Genomic DNA, 23,832 nt, shown 5'->3' on the forward strand with positions numbered 1-23,832 from the left:
GATACAACGCTTGGGGACTTGGACGTCACTGGGGGCTCGGCACTCGGGGAAAGGCCCGCCTACTGTATTCGCCCGGCCGCAACGGCGCTAGGCTCAAGCGCCCCGGGCCAGCCGGGCCATGCGCTGCGCCTCGGACAGGATGCCGCGCAGGATCTTGACCTCGCGGCTGTCGAGCCCGGCCCGCAGGTAAAGGCGGCGCAGGCGGGCCATGACCATTTCCGGCGCACGGCCCTTGTGGAAGTCGATGTCGTCCAGGGCCTCGGCCAGGTGCCCGAACAGGCGCTCGAGCTCGTCGGCGGTGGCCGGCGGCTCGGCGCCCTGGGCCGGCACCGGCCGGCCCACCGGCAGCTGGCCGCCGGCGGCGTCGAGCACCGCCAGGCGCAGTTCGTAGGACAGCACCTGCACGGCCGCGGCCAGGTTGAGCGAGGCGAAGCCCGGGTCGGTGGGAATGCAGACCGAGGCATGGCAGCGCTGCAGCTCCTCGTTCTCCAGGCCGGTGCGCTCGCGGCCGAACAGCAGGGCCACGGGACCCTCGTCCGCGGCCTGCACGAGCTGGCGGGCGGCCTCGCGGGGGCTGAGTTCGGGCAGGGGCACGGTGCGGCGCCGCGCGCTGGTGCCCACCACCAGCCGGCAGCCCTCGAGGGCCTGCAGCAGGTCGGCGTGGACGGGCGCGGCGGCCAGCAGGTCGTCGGCGCCGGCGGCCAGGGCCACGGCCTCGGGGTCGGGGAAACGCTCGGGCGCGACCAGGTGCAGGGCCGACAGGCCCATGGTCTTCATGGCCCGGGCGGCCGAACCGATGTTGCCGGGGTGCTGGGTGCCGACGAGGACGATCCGGAGGTTCTTGGCTTCGATGCTCATGAATTTAGAGCCCCGCCCCGGGGCAACCTGTTATCCTTGCGGCGCGCCGGCGACGACCGGCCCCTTGTTCTTCACACAATCCAGCGGTCATTCGGACGGGAATATGCAGAAACCTGTCGTCAACGTCATGGTCAAGGCGGCCCGTTCGGCCGGCAACCTGATCTTGCGCCACATGGGCAAGCTCGACGCCCTCAACGTCTTCGAGAAATCGAAGCAGGACTACGCCAGCGAGGTCGATTCCGAGGCCGAGGCGCTGATCATACGCGAGCTGCGCCGGGCCTTCCCCGACTACGCCATCCTGGGCGAGGAGTCGGGCGCCATGGGCAAGGGCCGCCACACCTTCGTCATCGATCCGCTGGACGGCACCTCGAACTATCTCCGGGGCTGGCCGCACTTCTGCGTGTCGATCGCGCTGGTGGAGAACGGCGAGCCGGTGCACGGCGTGATCTTCGACCCGCTGCGCAACGAGCTGTTCACGGCCTCCCGGGGCGCGGGCGCGCTGCTCAACGACAAGAAGATCCGCGTCGGCGAGCGCAAGGACCTCAAGGGCGCGATGCTCATCACCGGCTTCCCGCCGCGCGAGCGGCCGCGGCTGGCGCCGCAGCTCGACGCGATCCGCGCCATGCTCTCGGAAGCCGAGGACATCCGCCGCACGGGTTCGGCCGCGCTCGACCTGGCCTACGTGGCCTGCGGCCGCGCCGACGCCTACTTCGAGGCGGGCGTGAAGCCCTGGGACATCGCGGCCGGCCTGCTGCTGGTCCGCGAGGCCGGCGGCCGCACCTGCGACTTCCTGGGCCGCGGCGAGCAGCTGCTCAACTCGGGCCAGATCATCGCCGGCAACCTCAAGATCAGCGACGTGCTCCAGAAGGCCGTCTACTCGAACAACTACGCCGCCGCCTTCTCCGCCTGAGCCCCGCCCTCCCCTTGCAGGAGCGCCCCCAGACATGATCCCGAAAGGCCCGCCGAAGCGGGCCTTTCGGGGTCATGCGGAGCGGCGCGGCTCAGGGACGCCTGGCGAGTTCCGCTTCGACGTCCTCGCGGGCCTTGGGCATCAGGTCCTGCTTGGTGACGCCGAGCAGCAGCAGGATCGGGCAGGCGACCAGGATCGAGCTGAGCGTGCCGATCACGATGCCGATCATCTGCGACTCGGCCATGCCCTTGAGCGAGTTGCCGCCGTACAGGTACAGCGCCAGCACCGTCAGGAAGGCCACGAACGAGGTGATGATCGTGCGCGAGAGCGTCTGGTTGATCGAGCGGTTGAGCACTTCCTTCGGCTCGAGCTTGCTGAGCAGGCGGAAGTTCTCGCGCACGCGGTCGAACACCACGATCTTGTCGTTGATCGAGAAGCCCATCACCGACAGGATGCCGGCCAGCACCGTCAGGTCGAACTCGTGCTGGTTGAGCGCGAACCAGCCGCACACCAGCAGGATGTCGCCCAGGGTCGCGACCACGGACGCGATGGCGAACTTGAACTCGAAGCGCAGCGCGATGTAGGCCAGGAAGCCCAGCGCCACGAACACCGCAGCGTAGACGCCGTTGAGCGCCAGCTCGTTGCCGATCTGCGGACCCACGAAGTCGCTGCGGATCACCCGGCCCGGGTTGTCCGGGGTCTGGGCCACGTTGAGGATCGAGGTGCCGGCCTGTTCGGCGGGCGGCGCGGCCTCGGGGGCGCCGCCTTCGGCCATTTCCGGCGGCTGGAGGCGGATGACGATGTCGTTGCCGGAGCCGAAGGTCTGCACGATCGGGCTCGAATAACCGGCGCCCTCGAGGCGGGTGCGGATGCCTTCGACGTCGGCCGGCTTCTCGAACTCGATTTCCACCACGGTGCCGCCGGTGAAGTCGAGCGCGTAGTTGAAGCCCTTGGTGGCCAGCGCGAAGATCGCGACGGCCATCAGCGCGACGAACACGCCGACCGTCGCGTGCCGCGCCGACATGAACTTGATGTTGCTATTGGACGGGAAGAGTTCCACGCCGTCTCTCCTGGGATTCGTTTAGATCGAGACCTTGGCCAGCTTCTTGCGCTTGCCGTAGATCAGGGTGGCGATGCCGCGCGACACCGACACCGCGGTGTACATCGAAGTGATGATGCCGAGGATCAGCGTGATGCCGAAGCCGCGGATCGGGCCCGAGCCGAACACCGCCATCGCCACGCCGGCCAGCAGCGCCGTCGTGTTGGCGTCGGTGATGGTTCCGGAGGCCTTGTCGTAGCCGTTGGCGATCGATGCCAGCGGCGTGTTGCCGTTGCGCAACTCCTCGCGGATTCGTTCGTTGATCAGCACGTTCGCGTCCACCGACATGCCCACCGTCAACGCGATGCCGGCCAGGCCGGGCAGCGTCAGCGTGGCTCCGATGACCGACATCAGGGCGACCACCATGAGCAGGTTCAGCAGCAGCGCCAGGTTGGTGACGATGCCGAACATCTTGTAGTAGATCAGGAAGAAGATGAGCACCAGCATGAACGACCAAAACACGGCCGTGGTGCCCGCGGCGATGTTCTCGGCGCCCAGGCTCGGGCCGATGATGCGCTCTTCGATGATCACCATCGGCGCGGCCAGCGAGCCGGCGCGCAGAAGGCGGGCCAGGTCGGTGGCTTCCTGCTGGCTGTCGAGGCCGGTGGTCTGGAAGTTCTTGCCGAACACGCCCTGCAGGCGCGCGGCGCTGATCACTTCCTCGCTGACGCGGGTGGTGACCACTTCCTTGCCGTCCACCATCCGGATCTCGGGGATGGTCTCGATGTAGACCGCCGCCATCAGCTGGCCGACGTTCTCGAGCGTGTGCGCGCGCATGCGGTTGCCGCCGGCGGCGTTGAGCTCGATCTGCACGGCCGGCTGGCCGGACTGCGGATCGCGGTTGGAGGTGGCGTTGACCAGCTGGTCGCCGGTGACGATGACCCGGCGCGAGAGCAGGATCGGACGCGGCTTGCCGTCCGGGCCGAGCTCGCGGCTGTAGTACAGGCGCGCGTTCGGAGGCACCACGCCGGTGGCGGCGGCCTGCACGGCCTGGTTGCCGTAGTCGATGACGTGGCGGTATTCGAGCGTGGCGGTGGCGCCGATGAGCTTGCGGGCCTCGGCGGTGTCCTGCACGCCGGGCAGCTGCACCACGATGCGGCTTTCGCCCTGGCGCTGGATCACCTGCTCGCCCACGCCCAGGCTGTTGATGCGGTTGTCGAGCGTGGTGCGGTTCTGCTCGATGGCGCCGTCCATGATGGACTTGACCAGCGTCGGGGTCAGGCGGGCGACGAAGCGGCCGGGCTGGGCCGGGTCGGCCTGCAGCTGCAGCTCGGGCGCCTCGCGGCCGATGGCGACGAACACCGCCTGCATGTCGGCGCCGTCCTTGAGCAGCACCTGGATGCCGTCGGGGGTGCGCGAGACGCTGGTGTAGGCGAACTTGCCGTCGCGCAGCACGCCCGAGATCTCGTCGGCGAAGGCGTTGGCGCGCTTGTCGATGGCGGCCTGCTGGTCGACTTCAAGCAGGAAGTGCACGCCGCCCTGCAGGTCCAGGCCCATGGCCATCGGCTTGGCGCCGAAGGCCGAGAGCCAGCCCGGCACGGTCGAGGCCAGGTTCAGCGCCACCGTGTACTGGCTGCCCAGGTCCTCGCGCAGCAGGTCCGCGACGCGGGTCTGCTCGTCGGGGCTGGTGGTGCGCACCACGAGGCGTTCGCCCTCGATGGCCACGGACTTGGCCGGCAGCGACTGCGCCTCGAGCGCGCTGCGCACGCGCAGCAGCAGGGCATCGTCGATGGCGCCGCCGCGGTTGGCCGCGACCTGCACCGCCGGATCCTGCGGGTACAGGTTCGGCAGCGAGTAGAAGGCGGAGAGTGCGATCAGGATCGCGGCGAGGGCGTACTTCCAGGTGGCGTACTGAAGCATGGGCGACAACCGTTGGCGGCCGGTTCAGGGCCGTGGGTGATTCGGATGGGGACGGATCAGGCCGACTTCAACGTGCCCTTGGGCAGGACGGCGGTGATGGCGCCACGCTGGACCTTGATGCTGACCTTGTCGGCCACCTCGACGGTGACGAAGCTCTCGCCCAGGTCCTCGATGCGGCCGGCGATGCCGCCGTTGGTCAGCACTTCGTCGCCCTTCTGCAGCTTGGCGACCAGCTCGCGGTGCTCCTTGGCCTTCTTCATCTGCGGGCGCAGCAGCAGGAACCAGAACACCACGAACAGCACGATCAGCGGCAGCAGGCTCATCAGCGGGCTGGCCGGGGCCGGGCCACCGGCAGCCTGGGCGGCGGCGGGGGAAACCAGAATATCGAGCAGGGACATAGGCTTGTGAATCCGTATGGAAAAACCAGCGGGCAAGTATGCCACAGGCACCCCGTGCCGCCGGGGGAATGGGGACGGGTGCAATTTGCCCCGGGGCGCCCCGGGGCACCGGAATGCCCCGGGGCAAATTGCACCCGTCCCCGGCCTCAGTCCGGGGCCCGGGCGGCGTGGAAGGCCGCCCGCCACTGGGCGAAGGTACCGGCCTCGATGGCCGTCCGGATCTCGCGCATCAGCTGCTGGTAGTGGTGCAGGTTGTGGATGGTGGCCAGCATCGAGCCGAGGATCTCGTTGCAGCGGTCGAGGTGGCGCAGGTAGCTGCGGCTGTAGCCACTGGCGCAGGTGTAGCAGGTGCAGCCGGGCTCGATCGGGCGCAGGTCCTTCTCGTACTTCGCGTTGCGGATGCGCACCTGGCCGCCGCGCACGAAGTAGTGGCCGTTGCGGGCGTTGCGGGTGGGCATGACGCAGTCGAACATGTCGATGCCGCGCGCCACCGCCTCGACGATGTCCTCGGGCTTGCCCACGCCCATCAGGTAGCGCGGCTGGTCTTCCGGCAGCAGCGGGCAGAGCGCGTCGAGCGTGGCGTTGCGCTCCTCGGGCGGCTCGCCCACGGCCAGGCCGCCCACGGCGTAGCCGTCGAAGCCGATCGCCCGCAGGCCCTCGGCCGAGCGCGCGCGCAGGTCGAAGTGGGTGCCGCCCTGGACGATGCCGAACAGCGCCGCGTCGTTGCCCTCGTGGGCGCGCTTGCTGCGCTCGGCCCAGCGCAGGCTCAGCTCCATCGACTTGCGCGCCACCGGCTCGGTGGCCGGGTACGGCGTGCACTCGTCGAACACCATCACGATGTCCGAGTCGAGCGAGCGCTGCACCTGCATGCTCACCTCGGGCGAGAGGAAGACGCGGCTGCCGTCGGTGGGCGCGGCGAAGGTGACGCCCTCCTCCGTGATCTTGCGGCGCTTGGCCAGCGACCAGACCTGGAAACCGCCCGAGTCGGTGAGGATCGGGCCGTCCCACTTGCAGAAGCCGTGCAGGCCGCCATGCGCCCCGATCACCTCCATGCCCGGGCGCAGCCACAGGTGGAAGGTGTTGCCCAGGATGATCTCGGCGCCGATCGCCCGCAGCGACTCGGGCAGCATGGCCTTGACCGTGCCGTAGGTGCCGACCGGCATGAAGGCCGGCGTCTCGACCGTGCCGCGCGGGAAATGCAGGCGGCCGCGGCGGGCGGGGCCGTCGGTAGTGATCTTTTCGAAGCGCATCCTGCTCATGGCGTGGCGTCCTGGCTTGTCGGGCCCGGAGGCCCGCCCGCGGGAGGCTCCGCCGCCGGGAAGAGCAGCATGGCGTCGCCGTAGCTGAAGAAGCGGTACTCCTGGCGCACCGCATGCTGGTAGGCGGCGAGGATGCGCTCGCGCCCGGCGAAGGCGGACACCAGCATCATCAGGGTGCTCTCGGGCAGGTGGAAATTGGTGACCAGGGCGTCGACGCTGCGGAAGCGGTAGCCCGGGAAGATGAAGATGTTGGTTTCGCCGGCATAGGGCCGCAGTTCGCCCTCGCGCGAGGCGGTTTCGAGCGCGCGCACCACGGTGGTGCCCACGGCGACGACGCGGCCGCCGGCGGCGCGCGTGCGCGCCACCTGCTGGCACAGGTCGGCGCCGACGTTGAGCCATTCGCTGTGCATCCGGTGCTCGTGCAGCGAGTCCACGCGCATCGGCTGGAAGGTGCCGGCGCCGACGTGCAGGGTCACGTGGCCGAAGCGCACGCCCCTGCCCTCGAGCGCGGCCAGCAGCGCCTGGTCGAAGTGCAGGCCGGCGGTGGGCGCGGCCACCGCGCCGGCGTGGCGGGCGAACACGGTCTGGTAGCGCTCGAGGTCGGCGCTGCCGGCCTCGCGCTGGATGTAGGGCGGCAGCGGCATGCGGCCGGCGCGCAGCAGCAGTTTCTCCAGCGGCTCGTCGGTGAGGAAGCGCAGGCGGTGGAAGCCGCCCTCGCGACCGAGCACCTCCAGCACCGTGCCTTCGTCGAGCGTGATCCGGCCGCCGGGCTTGGGCGTCTTGCTCGCGCCCACCTGGGCCAGCACCTCGTGGCCGCCCAGCAGGCGCTCGAGCAGGATCTCGACCCGACCGCCGGTTTCCTTGCTGCCGAACAGGCGCGCCGGGATCACCCGGGTGTCGTTGAACACCAGCAGGTCGCCCTCGCGCAGGTAGTCGACCAGGTCGCGCACCTGGCGGTCCTCGTAGGGCGCGTCGCCGGGCGGAACCACCAGCAGCCGGCTGGCCGAACGCTCGGCCAGCGGCGCCTGGGCGATCAGCCCGGGCGGCAGTTCGAAGTGGAAATCGGACTTCTTCAATGCTGGGATCTGCGCTCGCGGGCCGGCATTATCGCCGCGAAGCGACGATGCTGCACCACGCAGGCGATGGCGAAGACGGCCTCCAGCACGGCTCCGGCCAGGGCGCCCGCGAACACCGAGGCCTTGAGGACCGCCAGCGCGAAGCCCGCTCCGGCCAGCACCAGGCCCAGGACCCAATAGAGCCGCATGCCATAGATCGTGGCGAACACGAGGTAGCGCCCGCCGATGACCAGCAGCATGGCAGGGAAGAACAGGGCCGGCTGCCACAGGCTCAGCAGGTAGGCGACGGGCAGGCAGAAGATGAGCCAGAAGGTGCTTGCCCCCGCCAGCAGGCCCAGCGGGTTGCCTTTCTCATGGCTTCCGCGCGAGCCCAGCAGCCTGCACAGCAGCAGGCCGACGGGGTGGATGAACATCCCGCCGATAAGCAGCGCCCACACCGCCTGCGGGGGCGATGCCAGGGCGGCGAAGCCCGCTGCGACGAACCAGGCCAGTGAAGAGGCCAGGATGCCCGTGGCTCCACTGTAGTAGCCCTGGCGCATGTCGGACTGCGCTTGCGTGACGGACATTTCCAATGCCGGGACTCCTTGTGTCCGCGTGAACTCAGAGCCAGCCCTTGGCGCGGGCGGTGCGGTAGGCCTCGATGCGGTTCTCGGCGCCGAGCTTGCCGATGACTTCCGACAGATAGTTGCGCACCGTGCCCGGGGACAGGTTCAGGCGCGCGGCGATCTCCAGGGTCTTCACGCCCTCGCCCGCCAGGCGCAGCACCTGGCGCTCGCGCTCGGTCAGCGGGTCGTCCTCGCCCCAGGCCGCCACCGCCAGCTGCGGGTCGATGGCGCGGCCGCCGGCATGCACCTGGCGCAGCGCCGCGGCCAGCTGCGTGGCCGGCGCGTCCTTGAGCAGGTAGCCACGCACGCCCGCCTCCAGCGCGCGACGCAGGTAACCGGCGCGGGCGAAGGTGGTCAGGATCACCACCCGCGTCGGCAGGCCAGCCTCCTGCACGCGCAGCGCCAGGTCCAGGCCGGTCTGGCCGGGCATTTCGATGTCGGTCACCAGCAGGTCCGGGCGATGCTGCTGCACCGCCTCCCAGGCGGCGTCGCCGTCGCCGGCCTGCGCCAGCACCTGCAGGTCGTGCTCCAGCCCGAGCAGCGCCGCCAGGGCGCCGCGCACCATGGCCTGGTCCTCGGCCAGCACCAGCCCGATCACGGCGCCGGCCCCTGCAGCGCGGTCTGGGGCAGGTGCAGGCCCAGGCGCGTACCGGCGCCGGCCGCCGACTCGATCTCCAGGTGGCCACCCAGGGCCGCGAGTCGCTCGCGCATGCCGGCCAGGCCGGTGTTGGCCTCGCCCACGCCGCCGCAGCCGTCGTCGCTGATGCCCAGGCGGATGCCGCCGCGCTCGCGCACCAGTTCGACCTCGACGCGGTGGGCGCCGGCGTGGCGCAGGATGTTGGTCACCGCCTCGCGCAGGCCCAGCGCCAGCACCGATTCGACCTCGGCCGGCAGTTCCATCGGCTCGAGCCGATGGTCGAGCCGGACCTCGGCCGACAGCAGGGCCAGCCGCGCCGCCGCCAGTTCGGCCTGCAGGCCGGTGGCGCGGATGCCGACCACCGCCTCGCGCACCTGCGCCAGCGCCTGCCGCGCCACGGCCTCGACTTCGGCCATCTGCGCCCTGGCCGCGCCCGGGTCGGCGTCCACCAGCCGGCCGGCCAGTTCGCTCTTGAGCGCCACCACCGACAGCGTGTGGCCCAGCAGGTCGTGCAGGTCGCGACCGATGCGCTCGCGCTCGGCCATCGCCGCCAGCCGCGCCACTTCCTGCTGCGTGAGCCGCAGCTCGGCGTTGCGCCGCGCCTTGTCGCGCGAATAAAGGCTGCCGGCCAGCACCAGGGCACCGACCATCGAGGCCATGCCCGACCAGGCCAGGGCCAGCTTCGCGGACGGCATCACCCAGCCGAACATCAGCGCCATCGCCGCCAGCCCGGCCACCGATACCGCCACCGCCACGCGCGGCCGGAAGCTCCAGGCGCACATGCCGCAGACGTAGATCAAGAAGGTGTTGCCGCCCGGGTTGAAGGGCAGCAGGCCCAGCCCGACCAGCGCCACGCCCAGCACCAGCCAGGGCCGCTCGCGCGGGGCGCTGCGGTAGAAGCGGAAGTGCAGCGGCACGAACAGGGCGATGGCGACCAGACTGGCAAACAGCGCGCGGCCGACCCCGGGCGGCAAGAAGGCCAGCGGCACGAATACGAACAGCAGGTAGGCCAGGGTGACCCACGGGCTGTCGTGGATGTCATCGGCGCGCTCGGGCGGGGTATCCGGGGCTGGCAGGGCGGCGCGGGGCTCCATGGGACGCGACCTTAGCGCATCGTCGGCCGGCCCGGCTCAGAGCCGGCGCAGCCGCCAGGTGGCCAGCGCCAGCAGCACGATCGTCGTGCCGGCCAGCACCAGCGCATGCAGGGCGTAGTCCACGCCGGGCACCTGCCCCACCACGCCCAGCGCCATCTGCCCCAGGTGCCAGGACGGCCAGGCCACGGCCAGCTTCTGCAGCAGCGGCGGGAAGACGAAGATCGGCATCCACAGCCCCGAGAGCACCGACATCGGCAGGTAGACCAGGTTGACGATGGCCACCGCCGCCTGGCCCTTGACCAGGGTGCCGATAAGCAGCCCCAGGGCGCAGAACGGCGCCGTGCCCAGCAGCAACACCGCCACCAGCAGCAGCCAGTCGGCCGGCGCGATGCGCACGCCGCCGAAGCCGATCGCGGCGACCGACAGCAGGCACAGCACGGCGAAACCGAACACCAGGCTCATGGCGATCTTGGCCAGGAAATACGCCAGCGCCGGCATCGGCGAGACGCGCTTGAGCTCGAGCCAGCCGCGCTCGCGCTCGATCGCCAGGCCCACGCCGAAGCCGAACAGCGCCGGCCCGATGACGCCGAAGGCGCCGTAGGTGGCCAGCAGGTAGGCGGACTTCTGGTACTCGCCCCACTTGCCCGGCAGCAGCACGGCGAACAGCAGGTAGAACACCACCGGGAAGGCCAGCGAGGGAATGGCGAAGGCCGGCGTGCGCAGCACGCGCAGCAGTTCGTACCAGGCCTCCAGCGAGTGGATGCGCCAGGGCGAGGGGGCGGCGAAGGACATGTTCATGCGGCTCTCTCCAGGGCATTGCGGGCGGTGAGCGCGAGCACCGCGTCTTCCAGCGGCAGCGGGCGGACTTCGAGGTCGGACAGCCGCTCGTCGGCGGCCAGCCAGCGCCGCAGCAGGGCCTCGGGCTGGCGGGTGGAAACCTCCAGGCGGCCGTTGCGGGCCTGCACGCCGTCGGCTTCCGGCCAGGCCGCCAGGCTCGCCGCGTCGAGCCGGCTGCGCGCCAGCACGCGTTTGCCGTCGGCCAGCGCCTTGATGCGCGCCGGCGTATCGTCGGCGAGCAGGCGGCCGCCGGCCATCAGCACGATGCGGTCGGCGAGCGCGTCGGCCTCCTCGAGGTAATGCGTGGTGAGCACGATCGCCGTGCCCTCGGCGCGCAGGCGCCGGATGACCTCCCAGAAGCCGCGCCGGGCCTCGACGTCGAGACCGACCGTGGGCTCGTCGACGAAAAGCAGCGGCGGCCGGCCGCAGATCGCCAGCGCGAACTGCACGCGCCGCTTCTGCCCGCCCGAGAGCACGCCGTAGCTGCGCCCGGCCAGGTCGGAAACCCCGGCCAGGGCAAGGGTGTCGTCCAGGTGCCGCGGCGCCGGGTAGTAGCTGGAGAACAGGCGCACGTGCTCGGCCACGCGCAGGGTGTCGGGCAGGTCGCCGTCCTGCAGCATCACGCCGATGCCGCGGCGCGCGACCGGGTCGCGCGGGTCGCGGCCGAACAGCTCGGCCTCACCGGCGTCGGGGCCGATGCGGCCGGTCAGCAGGCCCAGCGCGGTGGTCTTGCCGGCGCCGTTGGCACCGAGCACCGCCAGCACCTCGCCGGCGTGCACCGCCAGGTCGAGCCGGTCCAGGGCGGCGACCTGGCCATAACGCTTGCTGGCGCCGGCCAGCCGGGCCAGCACGGGGCGCGCGGCGGCGGTGGGGGAGTGGGTGGTTCTGGTCATCGGGCACCTCCTGGCGGTGGCCCGAAGTCTCCGGGCCGGGGCCCGGGCCCGGCAGTGGCGCGCGTCAGCGGCGGCGCCTGACAGCTGTCACCCGGCCAGCGCCCGATTCAAACGCCCGGGGGTTACGCGCCTCTTGACGCAGTGGTAACATCCGCCACAAGTCTTTGATTTTCAACGCAAGACCCGACGCGCGAGGGCCTTCCTCGCGTTTTTGTTTCGGGTTGGAGGAACCACCATGAACCTGATCGAGATCCTCAAGCCGCTGCGCGCCCATGGCGGCGCAGTGCGTACCCGTGGCCTGGACGACGCCACCGTCGAGCGCCTGGGCGCGCGCTTCCCCGAGCTGGTCGAGGCCGCCCGGGCCGCCGTCGCCCAGCACGACGCGATCGCGGCCGAGTTCGCCGACCTGCTCGAGCTCGACGAGCAGGCGCAGATCGACGCCGTGCAGGCCGGCTTCGTCAACTTCTACCCGGACGACGCGGTCAACCCCTATGTCGCCCTCGCCGCCCGCGGCCCCTGGGTGGTCACGCTCAAGGGCGCCGTGCTCCACGACTCGGGCGGCTACGGCATGCTCGGCCTGGGCCACACGCCGGCGCCGCTGCTCGACGCCATGGCAAGCCCGCAGGTGATGGCCAACATCATGACGCCCTCGCTGTCGCAGCTGCGCGCCGTGCGCGCGCTGCGCAAGGAGATCGGCCACACCCGCGGCGGCTGCCCCTACGCGCGCTTCCTGTGCCTGAACTCGGGCTCGGAGTCGGTGTCGCTGGCCGGCCGCATCGCCGACGTCAACGCCAAGCTGCACACCGACGCCGGTGGCCGCCACGCCGGCAAGAAGGTCAAGCGCATCGCGGTCAAGGGCGCCTTCCACGGCCGCACCGAACTGCCGGCGCTGTACTCCGACTCCTCGCGCAAGACCTACCTGCAGCACCTGGCCAGCTACCAGCACCACAGCGACCACCTGCTGACCATCGAGCCGTATTCGATCGAGGGCCTGAAGCAGGTCTTCGCCGACGCCGACAAGAACGGCTGGTACATCGAGGCCATGTTCCTCGAGCCGGTGATGGGCGAAGGCGACCCGGGCCGCGCCGTGCCGCCGGAGTTCTACGCCGTCGCGCGCGAACTCACCAAGGCCCACGGCACCCTGCTGCTGGTCGACTCCATCCAGGCCGGCCTGCGCGCCCACGGCGTGCTGTCGATCGTCGACTACCCGGGCTTCGAGGGCCTGGAGGCGCCGGACATGGAGACCTATTCCAAGGCGCTCAACGGCGGCCAGTACCCGCTGTCGGTGCTCGCGGTGAACGAGCGCGCCGCGGGCCTGTACCGCAAGGGCGTGTACGGCAACACCATGACCGCCAACCCGCGCGCGCTCGACGTCGCCGCGGCGATGCTCGGCCAGCTCACGCCGGCACTGCGCGCCAACGTGCGCGAGCGCGGCGCGGAGTTCCTCGACAAGCTCAACGCGCTCAAGGACGAGCTGGGCAACGGCCTGATCACCAAGGTGCAGGGCACCGGCCTGCTGTTCTCCTGCGAACTCGACCCGATGTTCAAGTGCTACGGCAGCGGCTCGACCGAGGAATACATGCGCGAGCGCGGCATCGGCGTGATCCACGGCGGCACCAACTCGCTGCGCTTCACCCCGCACTTCGCGGTCACCAGCGAGGAAGTCGACCTGGTCATCGACCAGATCCGCCACGCCCTGCTGCACGGCCCGCGCAAGAGCCAGGCCGAGGCCGCCTGAGGCCGGCACGGACGCCGCGCGCTTCCGTCTTTTCTTCGCGCTGTGGCCCGACGCGGCCACGCGCGAGGCCACCACCGCCACCACCGCGGGCCTGGAAACCGGCCCCGGCGGCGGCCGGCGCATCGCGCCGGCGCGCTACCACCTGACCCTGCCCTTCCTGGGCGAACACCCCACCGATTGCGGCGCCGTGGTCGCGGCCGCCCGCCGCGCCGCCGCGCGCGTGCAGGCGCCGGCCTTCGAACTGGTGCTCGACCGCGCCGGCAGTTTCCCGATCGCCAGCGCGCCCTGTTTCCTCGGCTGCACCATCGTGCCGCCGGGCCTGCAGGCGCTGTGGGACGCCCTGGAGCGCGAGCTGGCCGCGGAGTCCGTGGCGGTGCGCGGCGTCCGCGAACGGGTGCCGCACGTCACCGTGCGTCGCGGCGTGAAACCGCCGTGGCCGGATGCGCCGCTGCCTGCGCCGGTGCGCTGGCCGGTGCGTGACTTCCACCTGCTGCGCAGCGACCTGCTCGACGGGTTCGCCTACGAGCAGCTGGACCGCTGGCCGCTGGCCGCGGCCGGCTGAAGGCCTAGACCCCGGCGGCGCGCCTCCACAGCAGCCGCGCCACCGGCGGCAGCCGGCCGGCCAGGCCCAGCACGTGCCCGCGCAGCAGCGTGGGCAACAGCGCGTCATTGCTGAAGGCGCGGTTGATGGCCTCGAACGAATACGCCGCCAGTGTGTTCTCGCTGCGCCGGGCGCGCGCCCAGCGCGCCAGCCGGTGCGGGCTGGCGAAGTCGGCGCCCTGCGCGGCGGCGGCGCGCCACTGGGCGCGCAGCGCGGAGACGTCGCGCAGGCCCAGGTTCACGCCCTGCCCCGCCAGCGGGTGCACCACGTGCGCGGCGTCGCCGGCCAGCGCGATGCGGCCGGCCACGCAGTCCTTCGCCAGCTGGCGGCGCAGCGGGAAGGCGGCGCGGGCCGACACCGAGCGCACGTCGCCCAGCCGCGCATCGAAGGCGCGGGTGAGCTCGCGCAGGAAAGTGGCTTCATCGGCGGCCAGCAGGCGCTGCGCCTCCGCCTCGGGCAGGCTCCAGACGATGGAACAGCGGCCGTCGGCGAACGGCAGGAAAGCCAGCGGGCCGGTGGGCAGGAAGCGCTGCCAGGCGGTGTCCTGGTGCGGCAGTTCGGTTTCGACGTAGGCCACCAGGCCACGCTGGCCGTAGTCATGCGCCTCGGCGTCGAGGCCGGCGAGCTGGCGCACCTTCGAGGCGGCGCCGTCGGCGCCCAGCACCAGCTTCGCGCGCAGCTGGCTGCCGCCGGCCAGGGTGACCGTGGCGTGCTGCGCGTCCTGGCTGATGGCCACCACCTTGTCCGGGCAGTGCAGGCTGATGCCGGCCTCGCGGCCGCAGGCCGCCCAGAGCCGGTCCACCAGCAGGCCGTTCTCGACGATGTGGCCCAGGGCCGGGTGGCCAAGCGCGTCGGCGTCGAAACACAGCTCGCCGCCGGCGGCGGCGTCCCAGACGCGCATGCGCCGGTAGGGCCAGGCGCGCGCCTCGCGCACGGATTTCCACACGCCCAGGTCATCGAGCAGCGCGGCGTTGTCGGGGGCGAAGGCGAACACGCGCAGGTCGGGCTCGGCGGCCTGCCAGGGCTTCGGCGGATGCGCCTCGACCAATGCCACCTGCAGGCCGTCGCGCGCGGCCGCCAGCGCGGCGGCGCTGCCGACCACGCCGGCGCCGACCACCACCAGGTCGAAGGTCTGGCGGCTCATGCGCGCCCCCGCGACAGCACCGGCACCTGCCCGCGGAAACCCATCGCACCGCTGGCCAGCGGCGCCGCCAGGCCCGGCAGGTGGCCCAGCGCCAGCAGGCCCAGCGAGCGGGCCACGTGCATCGGGAAGGAATCGTTGGCGGTGGCGCGCGCCAGGCCGTCGCTGAAGGCCAGGGTGCGCTCGCGGTCCTCGCGGCGCGCCGCGGCGTAGTCGGCCAGGCGCGCGGCCTCGCCCGGGTCGCCGCCGTCCAGGCGCTGCGCCAGCGCCAGCGCGTCGCGCAGGCCGAGGTTGAAGCCCTGGGCGCCGACCGGATGGATCGACTGCGCGGCATTGCCCACCAGCACCGCGCGCGGCGCCACCAGGCGGTCGGCCACCACGCGCGCGATCGGATAGGCGCTGCGCCGGCCCACCCGGCGCACCCGCCCGGCCCGCCAGCCGAAGCGCTGCTGGAAGTAGTCGGCGTAGGCGGCATCGTCCATCGCCAGCACCGCGTCGGCATGCCCGTGCGCCACGCCGCAGATCGCGCCGTAATGGCCACCGGCCATCGGCAGCAGCGCCACCGGGCCCTCGTCGGTGAAGCGTTCGAAGGCCGTGCCGTCGGGCGCGCGTTCGGTGGCCAGGCTGCAGACCACCAGCACCTGTCCGTAATCGTGTTCGACGGCGCCGATGCCCAGCGCCGTGCGCGCCAGCGAGCGGCTGCCGTCGGCGGCCACCAGCAGGCGCGTGCGCAGCTCGCGCTCGCCGTCTTCGCCGCGGATGCGCACGCGCGGGCCGTCCGGGTCGGGCATCACCGCCACCACCGTGGCCGGGCGGTGCCGCGCCAGCCCGGCCACGTCGGCCAGGCGCGATTCGAGGGCCTGGCCCAGCTCACGCGCCAGCACCACCCCGCCGAAGGCCGGGTGGCCAAGCTCGGCGGCATCCAGCCGCACGCTGCCGAAGTCGCCGGCGCGGCTGACGTGGATGCGCCGGATCGGCGCCGGCGGCGTGGCCAGCCGCGGCAGCACGTCCAGTGCCGCGAGCGCGTTGAGGCTGGCCGCGGCCAGCGCGAGCTTGCGCTCGTCGAAGCCGGGGGCACCGGCCTGGGGCGGGCTGGCCTCGACCTGGCCGACGCGCCAGCCGCGGCCGTCGAGCGCGCAGGCCAGCGCGCTGCCGACCAGGCCGCCGCCGAGGATGAGGATGTCGTGGTCGAAGCCGTTCGTTGCGTGCATGTGCCGATGATACGCCCCCGCCCAAGAGCCCGGCCGCAGCGACCCGCCGGTTCCGCTAAACTGCCGGCCAGCCCGACCGCTTCCCGGAACCCGCCCATGACTTCGACGCAGTACCCGCGCCCGGCCATCTTCGCCGCCCTCGCCCTGCTGATGGCCGCCACCCGCCTGAACCACTTCGGCGCGGTGCCCGACGCCTCCTGGGCCGTGTTCCTGCTGGCCGGCTTCTACCTGGCCGGCAGCCTGCGCTGGGCCTTCCCGGCGCTGATGGCGCTGGCCGTGGCCGTGGACTACGTGGTCATCACCGGCACCGGCGCCAGCTTCTTCAGCCACTACTGCATGTCGCCGGGCTACTGGGCGCTGCTGCCGGCGCACTTCGCGCTGTGGATGGCGGGCGCCGGCCTGCGCCGCTTCGGCGAAGGCAAGCCGCTGCGCCAGCTCGCCGGCCTGGCGCCGGCCGTGCTGCTGGGCGTGGCCGTCTGCCACTTCTTCGCCCAGGGCGGTTTCTACTGGCTGAGCGACGTGGTCGCCGCCCCCACCGTCGCCGGCTGGGCCAGGAATTACGCCGACTGGTTCCCCGCCTACCTGGGCACCACCGCCCTGTACGCGGGCCTGGCCGCCGCGGTGCACGCCGCCGCCCTGGCCCTGGGCCAGCTTGCGACCACCCGCCGCGCCATGCGCTGAGGTCGGCATGGGCAACCGGCTCTCGAAGATCTACACCCGCACCGGCGACGACGGCACCACCGGCCTGGGCGACGGCAGCCGCGTGGCCAAGGACTCGGCCCGCGTCACCGCCTACGGCACCGTCGACGAAGCCAACTGCGCCATCGGCCTGGTGCTGGCCTGCGAGCTCCCCGACGACGTGCGCCATCTGCTGGTGGCCGTGCAGCACCAGTTGTTCGACCTCGGCGGCGAGCTGTGCATCCCCGGCCACGCCGCCATCCACGACGCCGACATCCAGCGGCTCGAGGACCAGCTCGACGCCTTCAACGCCGACCTGCCGCCGCTCAAGGACTTCATCCTGCCGGGCGGCGGGATGGCCGCGGCGCACTGCCACCTGGCGCGCACCATCTGCCGCCGCGCCGAGCGCGAGACGGTGACGCTCTCGCACCACGACGCCGTGCGGCCGCAGGCCATCCGCTACCTCAACCGCCTTTCCGACCTGTTGTTCGTGCTCTCGCGCGTGCTCGCGCGCGCCAGCGGCCACGGCGAGGTCATCTGGAACCACGAGCGCCGCAAGGCCTGAGCGTGCTGCTCTACACGCACCCGGCCTGCCTCGAGCACGACCCCGGCCCGGGGCACCCCGAGTGCCCGGCCAGGCTGGAAGCCGTGCTGCACGCGGTCCGCACCGCGTTCCCCGGGCTGCCGTGGCGGCAGGCCCCGGAAGCCACCCGCGACATGCTGCTGCGCGTGCACACCCGCGAGCTGGTGGCCTCGGTGCTCGACGTGCCCACCGAGGGCCTGCGCCGGCTCGACGAAGACACCCTGGTGTCGCCCGGTTCGGCCGCCGCCGCGCTGCGTGCCGCCGGTGCCGCCGTGGCCGCCGTGGATGCGGTGATGGCCGGCGAGGCGCGACAGGCCTTCTGCGCCGTGCGCCCGCCGGGCCACCATGCCGCGGCGGGCATCGCCATGGGCTTTTGCCTGTTCAATTCCGTGGCGGTGGCCGCGGCGCACGCGGTGCATGAGCACGGCCTGCACCGGGTGGCCATCGCCGACTTCGACGTGCACCACGGCAACGGCAGCCAGGCCATCTTCAGCGCCGACCCGCGGGTGATGTACGTCAGCTCGCACCAGGCGGCGCTGTACCCGCACACCGGCGAACCCGGGGAACGCGGCGTCGGCAACCTGGCCAACGCCACGCTGCCGGCCGGCACCGAAGGCCAGGGCTTCCGGGCGGCCTGGCGCGAACGGCTGCTGCCCGAACTCGAGGCCTTCCGCCCGCAGCTGCTGCTGGTTTCGGCCGGCTTCGACGGCCACCGGCTCGACCCGCTGGCCGACCTGTCGCTCGAACCCGAGGACTTCCAGTGGCTGTCGGGCGAACTGGCGTCGCTGGCCGGCCGCCATGCCGGGGGCCGGCTGGTGTCGCTGCTCGAGGGCGGCTACAGCCTGGCCGCGCTGCGCGCCTGTTCGGTCGCCCACCTGCAGGGCCTGCTCGACGCCGCCTGAATCCCGGTCCGGCGTGTTGCCCCGCCACCGCGCATGGGCGAAGCTATCGCGTCTTTTCCCCGGAATTCCCCGTGCGCCGCCCAGCCCTTCGCCTGCTCCCGCTTTGCCTGGCCATGGCCTGCGCCGCCCGCGCCCAGGAACCCGCCTCCGCCGGGATCCCCGCCGAATGGGCGCTCTGCCCGGACACCTCGACGCTGCCGATGTATCGCCCGGCCGCGGATGCCGCCGGCAAGGCCGGTGACCGCGCCGGCCAGCCCACCGACGTGAGCGCGCTGGCCCTGGACGTCAGCGGCGAGCAGACCACGGTGCTCACCGGCGAGGTCGAGCTGCAGCAGAGCGACCGCTGGCTGGGCACCGACAAGCTGACCTACGAACACGGCAGCGAGCGCTTCCACACCGAGGGTCCCGTGCGTTACCAGGACCGCTCGATGCGCCTGGGCGCGGGCCGCGCCCAGGGCGACCTGGCCCGCGACGTGGTCCGGCTGGAGGACGTGCAGTACCAGTTCAATGCCCAGGCCGGCAACGGCCATGCCGACGTGGTCGAACTGCGCGGCGATCAGGGCACGCTCACCGGCGGCAGCTACTCGACCTGCCCGCCGGCGCAGCGCCAGTGGGAATTCAGCGCCTCGCGCATCGACGTCGACCAGGAAAGCGGCACGGGCACCGCCCGCAACGCCACCCTGCGCGTGGGCGGCGTGCCGGTGCTGTGGCTGCCCTGGGTGAGCTTCCCCACCGACGACCGCCGCCGCAGCGGCCTGCTCAGCCCCACCATCGGCCACGACGACCGCAACGGCTTCGAGTACGAGCAGCCGGTCTACCTCAACCTCGCCCCGAACTACGACGCCACGCTCAAGCCGCGCTGGCTGTCCGACCGCGGCCTGATGCTGGGCGCCGAGTTCCGCTACCTGGGCGGCACGGACGCCCGCGGCACGCTCGAGGGCACCTGGCTGCCCGGCGACGACCTGGCCGGCATCGACCGCGGCCTCGTGCGCTGGCGCCATTCCGACCGGCTCTCGGCGAACTGGTCCTTCCGCGCCGATCTCAACCACGTCAGCGACGACTTCTACTTCAGCGACTTCGGCGGCTCGCTGCGCGACACCACCATCACCCAGCTGCGCAGCACGATGGGCCTGTACGGCCGCGGCGAATCCTGGGAAGCCGAGCTGCTCGCCGAGCGCTGGCAGGTGGCCAGCCCGATCGCCAGCGAGCTGCAGCTGCCCTACCGGCGCCTGCCGTCGGCCCGCCTGCGCTGGCAGCGGCCGTTCGCCGAGTGGCTCGAGCTGGGCCTGGATGCCGAGGCCGTGCGCTTCGACGACGAGCTGCGCGGCGGCGGCAACCGCATCGACCTGCAGCCGTACCTGGAGATGCCCTTCGGCGGCGCCGCCTGGTTCGCCACGCCGCGCCTGTCCTGGCGCTACACCGCCTACTCGATCGACCAGAGCCTGGTGCCGCCGGGCGGCGACGACAGCCCGGTCCGCAGCCTGCCGGTGATGAGCCTGGACATGGGCGCCTTCTTCGACCGCAGCTTCGAATGGGGCGGCAAGGGCCTGGTGCAGACGCTCGAGCCGCGCCTGTACTACCTCTACTCGCCCTACCGCGACCAGGACGAGCTGCCGCTATTCGACACCCAGCCGCTGACCTTCTCCTGGCCGGGCCTGTTCCGCAGCAACCGCTTCGCCGGCGGCGACCGCCAGGGTGATGCCAACCAGGTCACCGCGGCGCTCACCACCCGGGTGCTCTCGGCCGACGACGGCCGCGAACTGCTCAGCCTGGGCCTGGGCCGCATCCATTATTTCGAGGCGCCGCGGGTGACCGTGCCCGGCGCGGGGGCGCTGTCGGACGACGGCTCGGCCTGGGTGGCCGAGGCCAGCTGGTCGGCCAGCGACCGCTTCAGCCTGGGCGTGGCCCACCAGTGGGACCCGGACGCCGTGCGCACCCAGCTGTCGGCCGTGCGCGGCCAGTGGCGGTTCGGCGACCGCGGCCTGGTCAACGCCGCCTACCGCTACCGCACCGACCTGCTCGAACAGGCCGACCTGTCCTTCGTGCTGCCGGTGGGCGGGAACTGGACCCTGCTGGGCCGCTGGAACTACTCCCTGCTCGACCGCCGCAGCCTCGAGGCCATGGGCGGCGTGGAGTGGAAGAGCTGCTGCGTGGCCGTGCGGGTCCTGGGCCGGCGCTACCTGCGCGAATTCAGCGACGAGCAGAGCACGGGCATCTACCTTGAGATCGAACTCAACGGCGTCGGCAGCTTCGGCCGCAACACGGAGCGGCTGCTCGATGATGCTATTCTTGACTATTCGCGCTGAGACCCCGGCGCCGGAGCCACGCAACGCATGAAAACCGCCTTCACCCCCGTCCTGGCCGCCCTGCTGGCCGTCTCCTCCGCCCTGCTGCCGGCCCCGGCCGCGGCCCAGGGCACCACGACCGTGGACGGCATCGTCGCCGTGGTGGACGAGGACGTGATCCTGCGCAGCGAACTCGGGCGCGCCGTGGCGAACATCGAGGCCCAGTACGCCAGCCAGCCCGGCCAGCTGCCGCCGCGGCCGGTGCTCGAGCGCCAGGTGCTCGACCGCCTCGTGCTCGACCGCCTGCAGCTCAACCGCGCCCGCGGCTCGGGCGTGCGCATCAGCGACGGCGAGCTCGCCCAGGCCATCGAATCGGTGGCCTCGCGCAACCGCATGACCGGCGACCAGCTGCGCCAGCGCCTTGCCGCCGACGGCATCAGCTACGAAGAGTTCCGCACCGGCCTGCGCGAGGAAATGATGATCGAGCGCATGCGCCAGCGTTACGTGCAGAGCCGCGTGCAGGTCAGCGAGGCCGAGGTCGACCAGCTGCTGGCCGTGCGCGAGATCGGTGGCCCGGAAGTGCGCCTGGCCAACATCATCGTGGCCCTGCCCGACGGCGCCACGCCGGACGAGGTGGCCGCCGCCAACAAGAAGGCCGGCGACATCAAGAGCCTGATCGAGCGCGGCGAGATCGACTTCGCCGCCGCGGCCATCCGCTATTCCGACGCGCAGAACGCGCTCGAGGGCGGCGAGATCGGCTGGCGCCAGCTCGACGCCATCCCGCCGGCGCTGGTGGGCCTGATCCAGCAGCTGCAGCCGGGCCAGGTCAGCGAGCCGGTGCGTGGCCCGGGCGGCTTCCAGCTGATCCAGCTGGTCGAAACCCGCGCGCAGTCCGTGCAGACCATCACCGAGTACAACGCCCTGGGCATCCTGGTGCGCACCACGCCCACCGTCACCTCCGAGGCCGCCCGCGCCAAGATCGAAGAACTGCGCGCGCGCATCGTCGCCGGCGAAGACTTCGGCGCCCTGGCCCGCGAGCACTCCGACGACACCCTGAGCCGCGGCGACGGCGGCGACATGGGCTGGTTCCAGGTCAATGCCTGGGGCACGGCGGTCGGCAACCAGCTGATGCAGCTGCAGGACGGCCAGCTGTCCGAGGCCTTCCAGACCGACGTGGGCTGGCACCTGATCCGTCGCCTTGGCTCCCGCCAGCAGGACGTGACCGAGCAGAACCGGCGCAACCAGGCCCGCGAGATCATCGCCCAGCGCAAGTCCGAGGAAGAGTACGAACGCTTCCTGCGCCAGCTGCGCTCGGAAGCCTACGTCGAGAGCCGCCTGCCGGCGCCCTGAACCGATGACGACCCCGGCCCGCCCGCGACTGGCCCTGGTCCCGGGTGAGCCGGCCGGCGTCGGACCCGAACTCTGCGTCAGGCTGGCCCAGCAGGCGCATGCCGCCGAGCTGCTGGCCTACGCCGACCCCGACACCCTGCAGGCCGCCGCGCGCGCGCTCGGCCTGCCGCTGAGGCTGCGCGAACCCGGCCAGCCCTGCGGCCCGGGCGAACTGGCGATCCGGCCGGTGCCCCAGGCCCGCCCCGTCCGTTTCGGAGAGCCGGACCCGGCCAATGCCGCCGCCGTCATCGAAGCGCTCACGCTCGGCGCCGCGGCCTGCCTGCACGGCGAATGCCAGGGCCTGGTGACCGGCCCGGTGCACAAGGCCAGCATCAATGCCGGCGGCATCCCCTATTCCGGCACCACCGAGCTGCTGGCCGCCCAGGCCGGCGCCGACGTGGTGATGATGCTGGCCAACCCGAGCCTGCGCGTGGCCCTGGCCACCACCCACCTGCCGCTGCGCGAGGTGCCCGATGCGATCACCGCCGCCGGGCTCGAACGCGTGCTGCGGGTGCTGCACGCGGCGCTGGTGCGCGACTTCGGCCTGGCCACGCCGCGCATCGCCGTGCTCGGCCTGAATCCGCACGCCGGCGAGGGCGGCCACCTGGGCCGCGAGGAAATCGAGGTCATCACGCCCTGCCTCGAGCGCCTGCGCGCCGAAGGCCTGCGGCTCGAGGGCCCGCTGCCGGCCGACACCGCCTTCCTGCCGGCGAAGCTGGCCGGTTTCGACGCCGTGCTGGCCATGTACCACGACCAGGGCCTGCCGGTGCTCAAGCACGCCGGCTTCGAGCAGGCGGTGAACATCACCCTCGGCCTGCCCTACCCGCGCGTGGCGGTCGACCACGGCACCGCGCTGGACCTGGCGGGCAGCGGCCGCGCCGATCCCTCGAGCCTGCTCGCCGCGGTGGACCTGTGCAGCCGGCTGGCGGCGCGTAGACTGCCGGCATGAGCGCGTTCAAGGCACCACCCAAGAAAAACCTGGGCCAGCACTTCCTGGTCGACCGCCGCTACATCGACATGATCGTGCTGGCGGTGGACCCCAAGCCCGGCGACCGGCTGGTGGAGATCGGCCCCGGCCAGGGCGCCATCACCCTGCCGCTGCTGCGCCGGCACGGCGAACTGACGGTGATCGAGTTCGACCGCGACCTGATCACGCCGCTGATGGAATCGAGCGAGGGCGTCGGCCGCCTGACGGTGATCCACAAGGACGTGCTGCAGGTCGACTTCAGCAAGCTGGCGGCCGACGACGGGCACGAAACGAGCCGGATCCGCCTGGTCGGCAACCTGCCCTACAACATTTCCTCGCCCATCCTCTTCCACGCGCTCGACCACGCTGCCGCGGTGCAGGACATGACCTTCATGCTGCAGAAGGAAGTGGTCGACCGCATGGCCGCCGGCCCGGGCAGCAAGGTCTACGGCCGCCTGGGCGTGATGCTGCAGGCCTACTGCCGCGTCGAGGCGCTGTTCGACGTGCCGCCGGGGGCGTTCAGGCCGCCGCCGAAGGTCGATTCGGCCGTGGTGCGCCTGATGCCGCTGCCGGCCGACGCCATCGGCATCGTCGACCACGCGCTGTTCGCGCGTGTGGTGCGCGACGCCTTCGGCCAGCGCCGCAAGACGCTGCGCAACGCGCTGCAGCAGGTTTGCAGCGGCGAGGACATCGCCGAAGCGGGCCTGCTCCCCGAGGCCCGCGCCGAGCAGGTGGAGGTGGCCGATTTCAAGCGCCTGGCCAACCATCTCGCCGCGCTGCCCCCGGGCCGCCGTCCTGCGTAGAATGGCGG

Annotated in this window: 22 protein-coding genes and 1 pseudogene; 10 read left to right on the forward strand and 13 right to left on the reverse strand. The window is 72.1% G+C overall.

Annotated features, from left to right (window positions below):
• Nucleotides 1-93: 93 nt before the first annotated feature.
• A complete protein-coding gene (locus C6N40_RS01210) occupies nucleotides 94-858 on the reverse strand; it encodes an RNA methyltransferase (protein ID WP_106989175.1) in 765 nt (254 codons plus the stop codon).
• 103 nt (nucleotides 859-961) lie between these two features.
• Here C6N40_RS01210 and C6N40_RS01215 point away from each other — a divergent pair, with 103 nt between their 5' ends.
• Nucleotides 962-1,768, forward strand: a complete 807-nt coding sequence (locus C6N40_RS01215; protein ID WP_106989176.1) for an inositol monophosphatase family protein — start codon at nucleotides 962-964, stop codon at nucleotides 1,766-1,768.
• A 91-nt stretch (nucleotides 1,769-1,859) separates the two neighbouring features.
• Here C6N40_RS01215 and secF read toward each other — a convergent pair whose 3' ends face one another.
• The 10 genes from secF to C6N40_RS01265 form a co-directional block, all read right to left on the reverse strand.
• The gene (secF, locus tag C6N40_RS01220) at nucleotides 1,860-2,792 is read right to left on the reverse strand and encodes a protein translocase subunit SecF (protein ID WP_106989177.1); all 933 of its coding nucleotides are present in this window, start codon (nucleotides 2,790-2,792) and stop codon (nucleotides 1,860-1,862) included.
• Nucleotides 2,793-2,849: 57 nt separating this feature from the next.
• Nucleotides 2,850-4,727: a protein translocase subunit SecD gene (gene secD, locus C6N40_RS01225; RefSeq protein WP_106989178.1), complete on the reverse strand. Its 1,878-nt coding sequence runs from the start codon at nucleotides 4,725-4,727 to the stop codon at nucleotides 2,850-2,852.
• 56 nt (nucleotides 4,728-4,783) lie between these two features.
• A complete protein-coding gene (gene yajC, locus C6N40_RS01230) occupies nucleotides 4,784-5,125 on the reverse strand; it encodes a preprotein translocase subunit YajC (protein ID WP_205208515.1) in 342 nt (113 codons plus the stop codon).
• Between the two features lie 146 nt (nucleotides 5,126-5,271).
• A complete protein-coding gene (gene tgt, locus C6N40_RS01235) occupies nucleotides 5,272-6,384 on the reverse strand; it encodes a tRNA guanosine(34) transglycosylase Tgt (RefSeq protein WP_106989179.1) in 1,113 nt (370 codons plus the stop codon).
• Entirely contained in the window at nucleotides 6,381-7,460 is a 1,080-nt protein-coding gene (gene queA, locus C6N40_RS01240; protein ID WP_106989180.1) for a tRNA preQ1(34) S-adenosylmethionine ribosyltransferase-isomerase QueA, read from the reverse strand. The genes tgt and queA overlap by 4 nt, the downstream gene beginning before the upstream one ends.
• On the reverse strand, nucleotides 7,457-8,026 hold the full coding sequence (locus C6N40_RS01245; protein WP_205208516.1) for a DUF7010 family protein: 570 nt from the start codon (nucleotides 8,024-8,026) through the stop codon (nucleotides 7,457-7,459). Before C6N40_RS01245 ends, queA begins: the two co-directional genes overlap by 4 nt.
• A 34-nt stretch (nucleotides 8,027-8,060) precedes the next feature.
• On the reverse strand, nucleotides 8,061-8,663 hold the full coding sequence (locus C6N40_RS01250) for a response regulator transcription factor (protein ID WP_106989182.1): 603 nt from the start codon (nucleotides 8,661-8,663) through the stop codon (nucleotides 8,061-8,063).
• Nucleotides 8,660-9,796: a sensor histidine kinase gene (locus C6N40_RS01255; RefSeq protein ID WP_106989183.1), complete on the reverse strand. Its 1,137-nt coding sequence runs from the start codon at nucleotides 9,794-9,796 to the stop codon at nucleotides 8,660-8,662. Before C6N40_RS01255 ends, C6N40_RS01250 begins: the two co-directional genes overlap by 4 nt.
• 36 nt (nucleotides 9,797-9,832) lie before the next feature.
• Complete coding sequence (locus C6N40_RS01260) at nucleotides 9,833-10,594, reverse strand: ABC transporter permease (protein WP_205208517.1); 762 nt, start codon at nucleotides 10,592-10,594, stop codon at nucleotides 9,833-9,835.
• Entirely contained in the window at nucleotides 10,591-11,526 is a 936-nt protein-coding gene (locus C6N40_RS01265; RefSeq protein ID WP_106989185.1) for an ABC transporter ATP-binding protein, read from the reverse strand. Before C6N40_RS01265 ends, C6N40_RS01260 begins: the two co-directional genes overlap by 4 nt.
• A 235-nt stretch (nucleotides 11,527-11,761) precedes the next feature.
• Between C6N40_RS01265 and C6N40_RS01270 the strand changes: the two genes are divergently transcribed.
• The gene (locus C6N40_RS01270; protein WP_106989186.1) at nucleotides 11,762-13,264 is read left to right on the forward strand and encodes an aminotransferase class III-fold pyridoxal phosphate-dependent enzyme; all 1,503 of its coding nucleotides are present in this window, start codon (nucleotides 11,762-11,764) and stop codon (nucleotides 13,262-13,264) included.
• Nucleotides 13,265-13,301: 37 nt separating this feature from the next.
• Nucleotides 13,302-13,826 (forward strand): annotated as a pseudogene (locus C6N40_RS01275) (2'-5' RNA ligase family protein); the annotation flags it as partial.
• A gap of 4 nt (nucleotides 13,827-13,830) precedes the next feature.
• Here the strand turns inward: C6N40_RS01275 and C6N40_RS01280 are convergent.
• The gene (locus tag C6N40_RS01280; RefSeq protein WP_106989188.1) at nucleotides 13,831-15,009 is read right to left on the reverse strand and encodes an FAD-dependent oxidoreductase; all 1,179 of its coding nucleotides are present in this window, start codon (nucleotides 15,007-15,009) and stop codon (nucleotides 13,831-13,833) included.
• On the reverse strand, nucleotides 15,006-16,217 hold the full coding sequence (gene ubiH, locus C6N40_RS01285; protein WP_106989189.1) for a 2-octaprenyl-6-methoxyphenyl hydroxylase: 1,212 nt from the start codon (nucleotides 16,215-16,217) through the stop codon (nucleotides 15,006-15,008). The genes C6N40_RS01280 and ubiH overlap by 4 nt, the downstream gene beginning before the upstream one ends.
• 96 nt (nucleotides 16,218-16,313) lie before the next feature.
• On the opposite strand from ubiH, the gene C6N40_RS01290 reads away from it, so the two are divergent.
• From C6N40_RS01290 to rsmA, 7 genes are all read left to right on the forward strand, one after another.
• Entirely contained in the window at nucleotides 16,314-16,898 is a 585-nt protein-coding gene (locus tag C6N40_RS01290) for a hypothetical protein (RefSeq protein ID WP_106989190.1), read from the forward strand.
• Between the two features lie 7 nt (nucleotides 16,899-16,905).
• Nucleotides 16,906-17,460 carry a cob(I)yrinic acid a,c-diamide adenosyltransferase gene (locus tag C6N40_RS01295; protein WP_106989191.1) on the forward strand — a complete coding sequence of 185 codons (555 nt, stop codon included), beginning with the start codon at nucleotides 16,906-16,908 and terminating at the stop codon, nucleotides 17,458-17,460.
• Between the two features lie 2 nt (nucleotides 17,461-17,462).
• Complete coding sequence (locus C6N40_RS01300) at nucleotides 17,463-18,380, forward strand: histone deacetylase family protein (RefSeq protein ID WP_106989192.1); 918 nt, start codon at nucleotides 17,463-17,465, stop codon at nucleotides 18,378-18,380.
• 71 nt (nucleotides 18,381-18,451) lie between these two features.
• The gene (gene lptD, locus C6N40_RS01305; RefSeq protein WP_162782011.1) at nucleotides 18,452-20,686 is read left to right on the forward strand and encodes an LPS assembly protein LptD; all 2,235 of its coding nucleotides are present in this window, start codon (nucleotides 18,452-18,454) and stop codon (nucleotides 20,684-20,686) included.
• 27 nt (nucleotides 20,687-20,713) lie between these two features.
• Nucleotides 20,714-22,015, forward strand: a complete 1,302-nt coding sequence (locus tag C6N40_RS01310) for a peptidylprolyl isomerase (protein WP_106989194.1) — start codon at nucleotides 20,714-20,716, stop codon at nucleotides 22,013-22,015.
• 4 nt (nucleotides 22,016-22,019) lie between these two features.
• Entirely contained in the window at nucleotides 22,020-23,003 is a 984-nt protein-coding gene (gene pdxA, locus C6N40_RS01315) for a 4-hydroxythreonine-4-phosphate dehydrogenase PdxA (RefSeq protein WP_106989195.1), read from the forward strand.
• Nucleotides 23,000-23,824 carry a 16S rRNA (adenine(1518)-N(6)/adenine(1519)-N(6))-dimethyltransferase RsmA gene (rsmA, locus tag C6N40_RS01320; RefSeq protein ID WP_106989196.1) on the forward strand — a complete coding sequence of 275 codons (825 nt, stop codon included), beginning with the start codon at nucleotides 23,000-23,002 and terminating at the stop codon, nucleotides 23,822-23,824. Before pdxA ends, rsmA begins: the two co-directional genes overlap by 4 nt.
• Nucleotides 23,825-23,832 lie beyond the last annotated feature (8 nt).

Source organism: Arenimonas caeni, assembly GCF_003024235.1.
GTDB lineage: Bacteria > Pseudomonadota > Gammaproteobacteria > Xanthomonadales > Xanthomonadaceae > Arenimonas > Arenimonas caeni.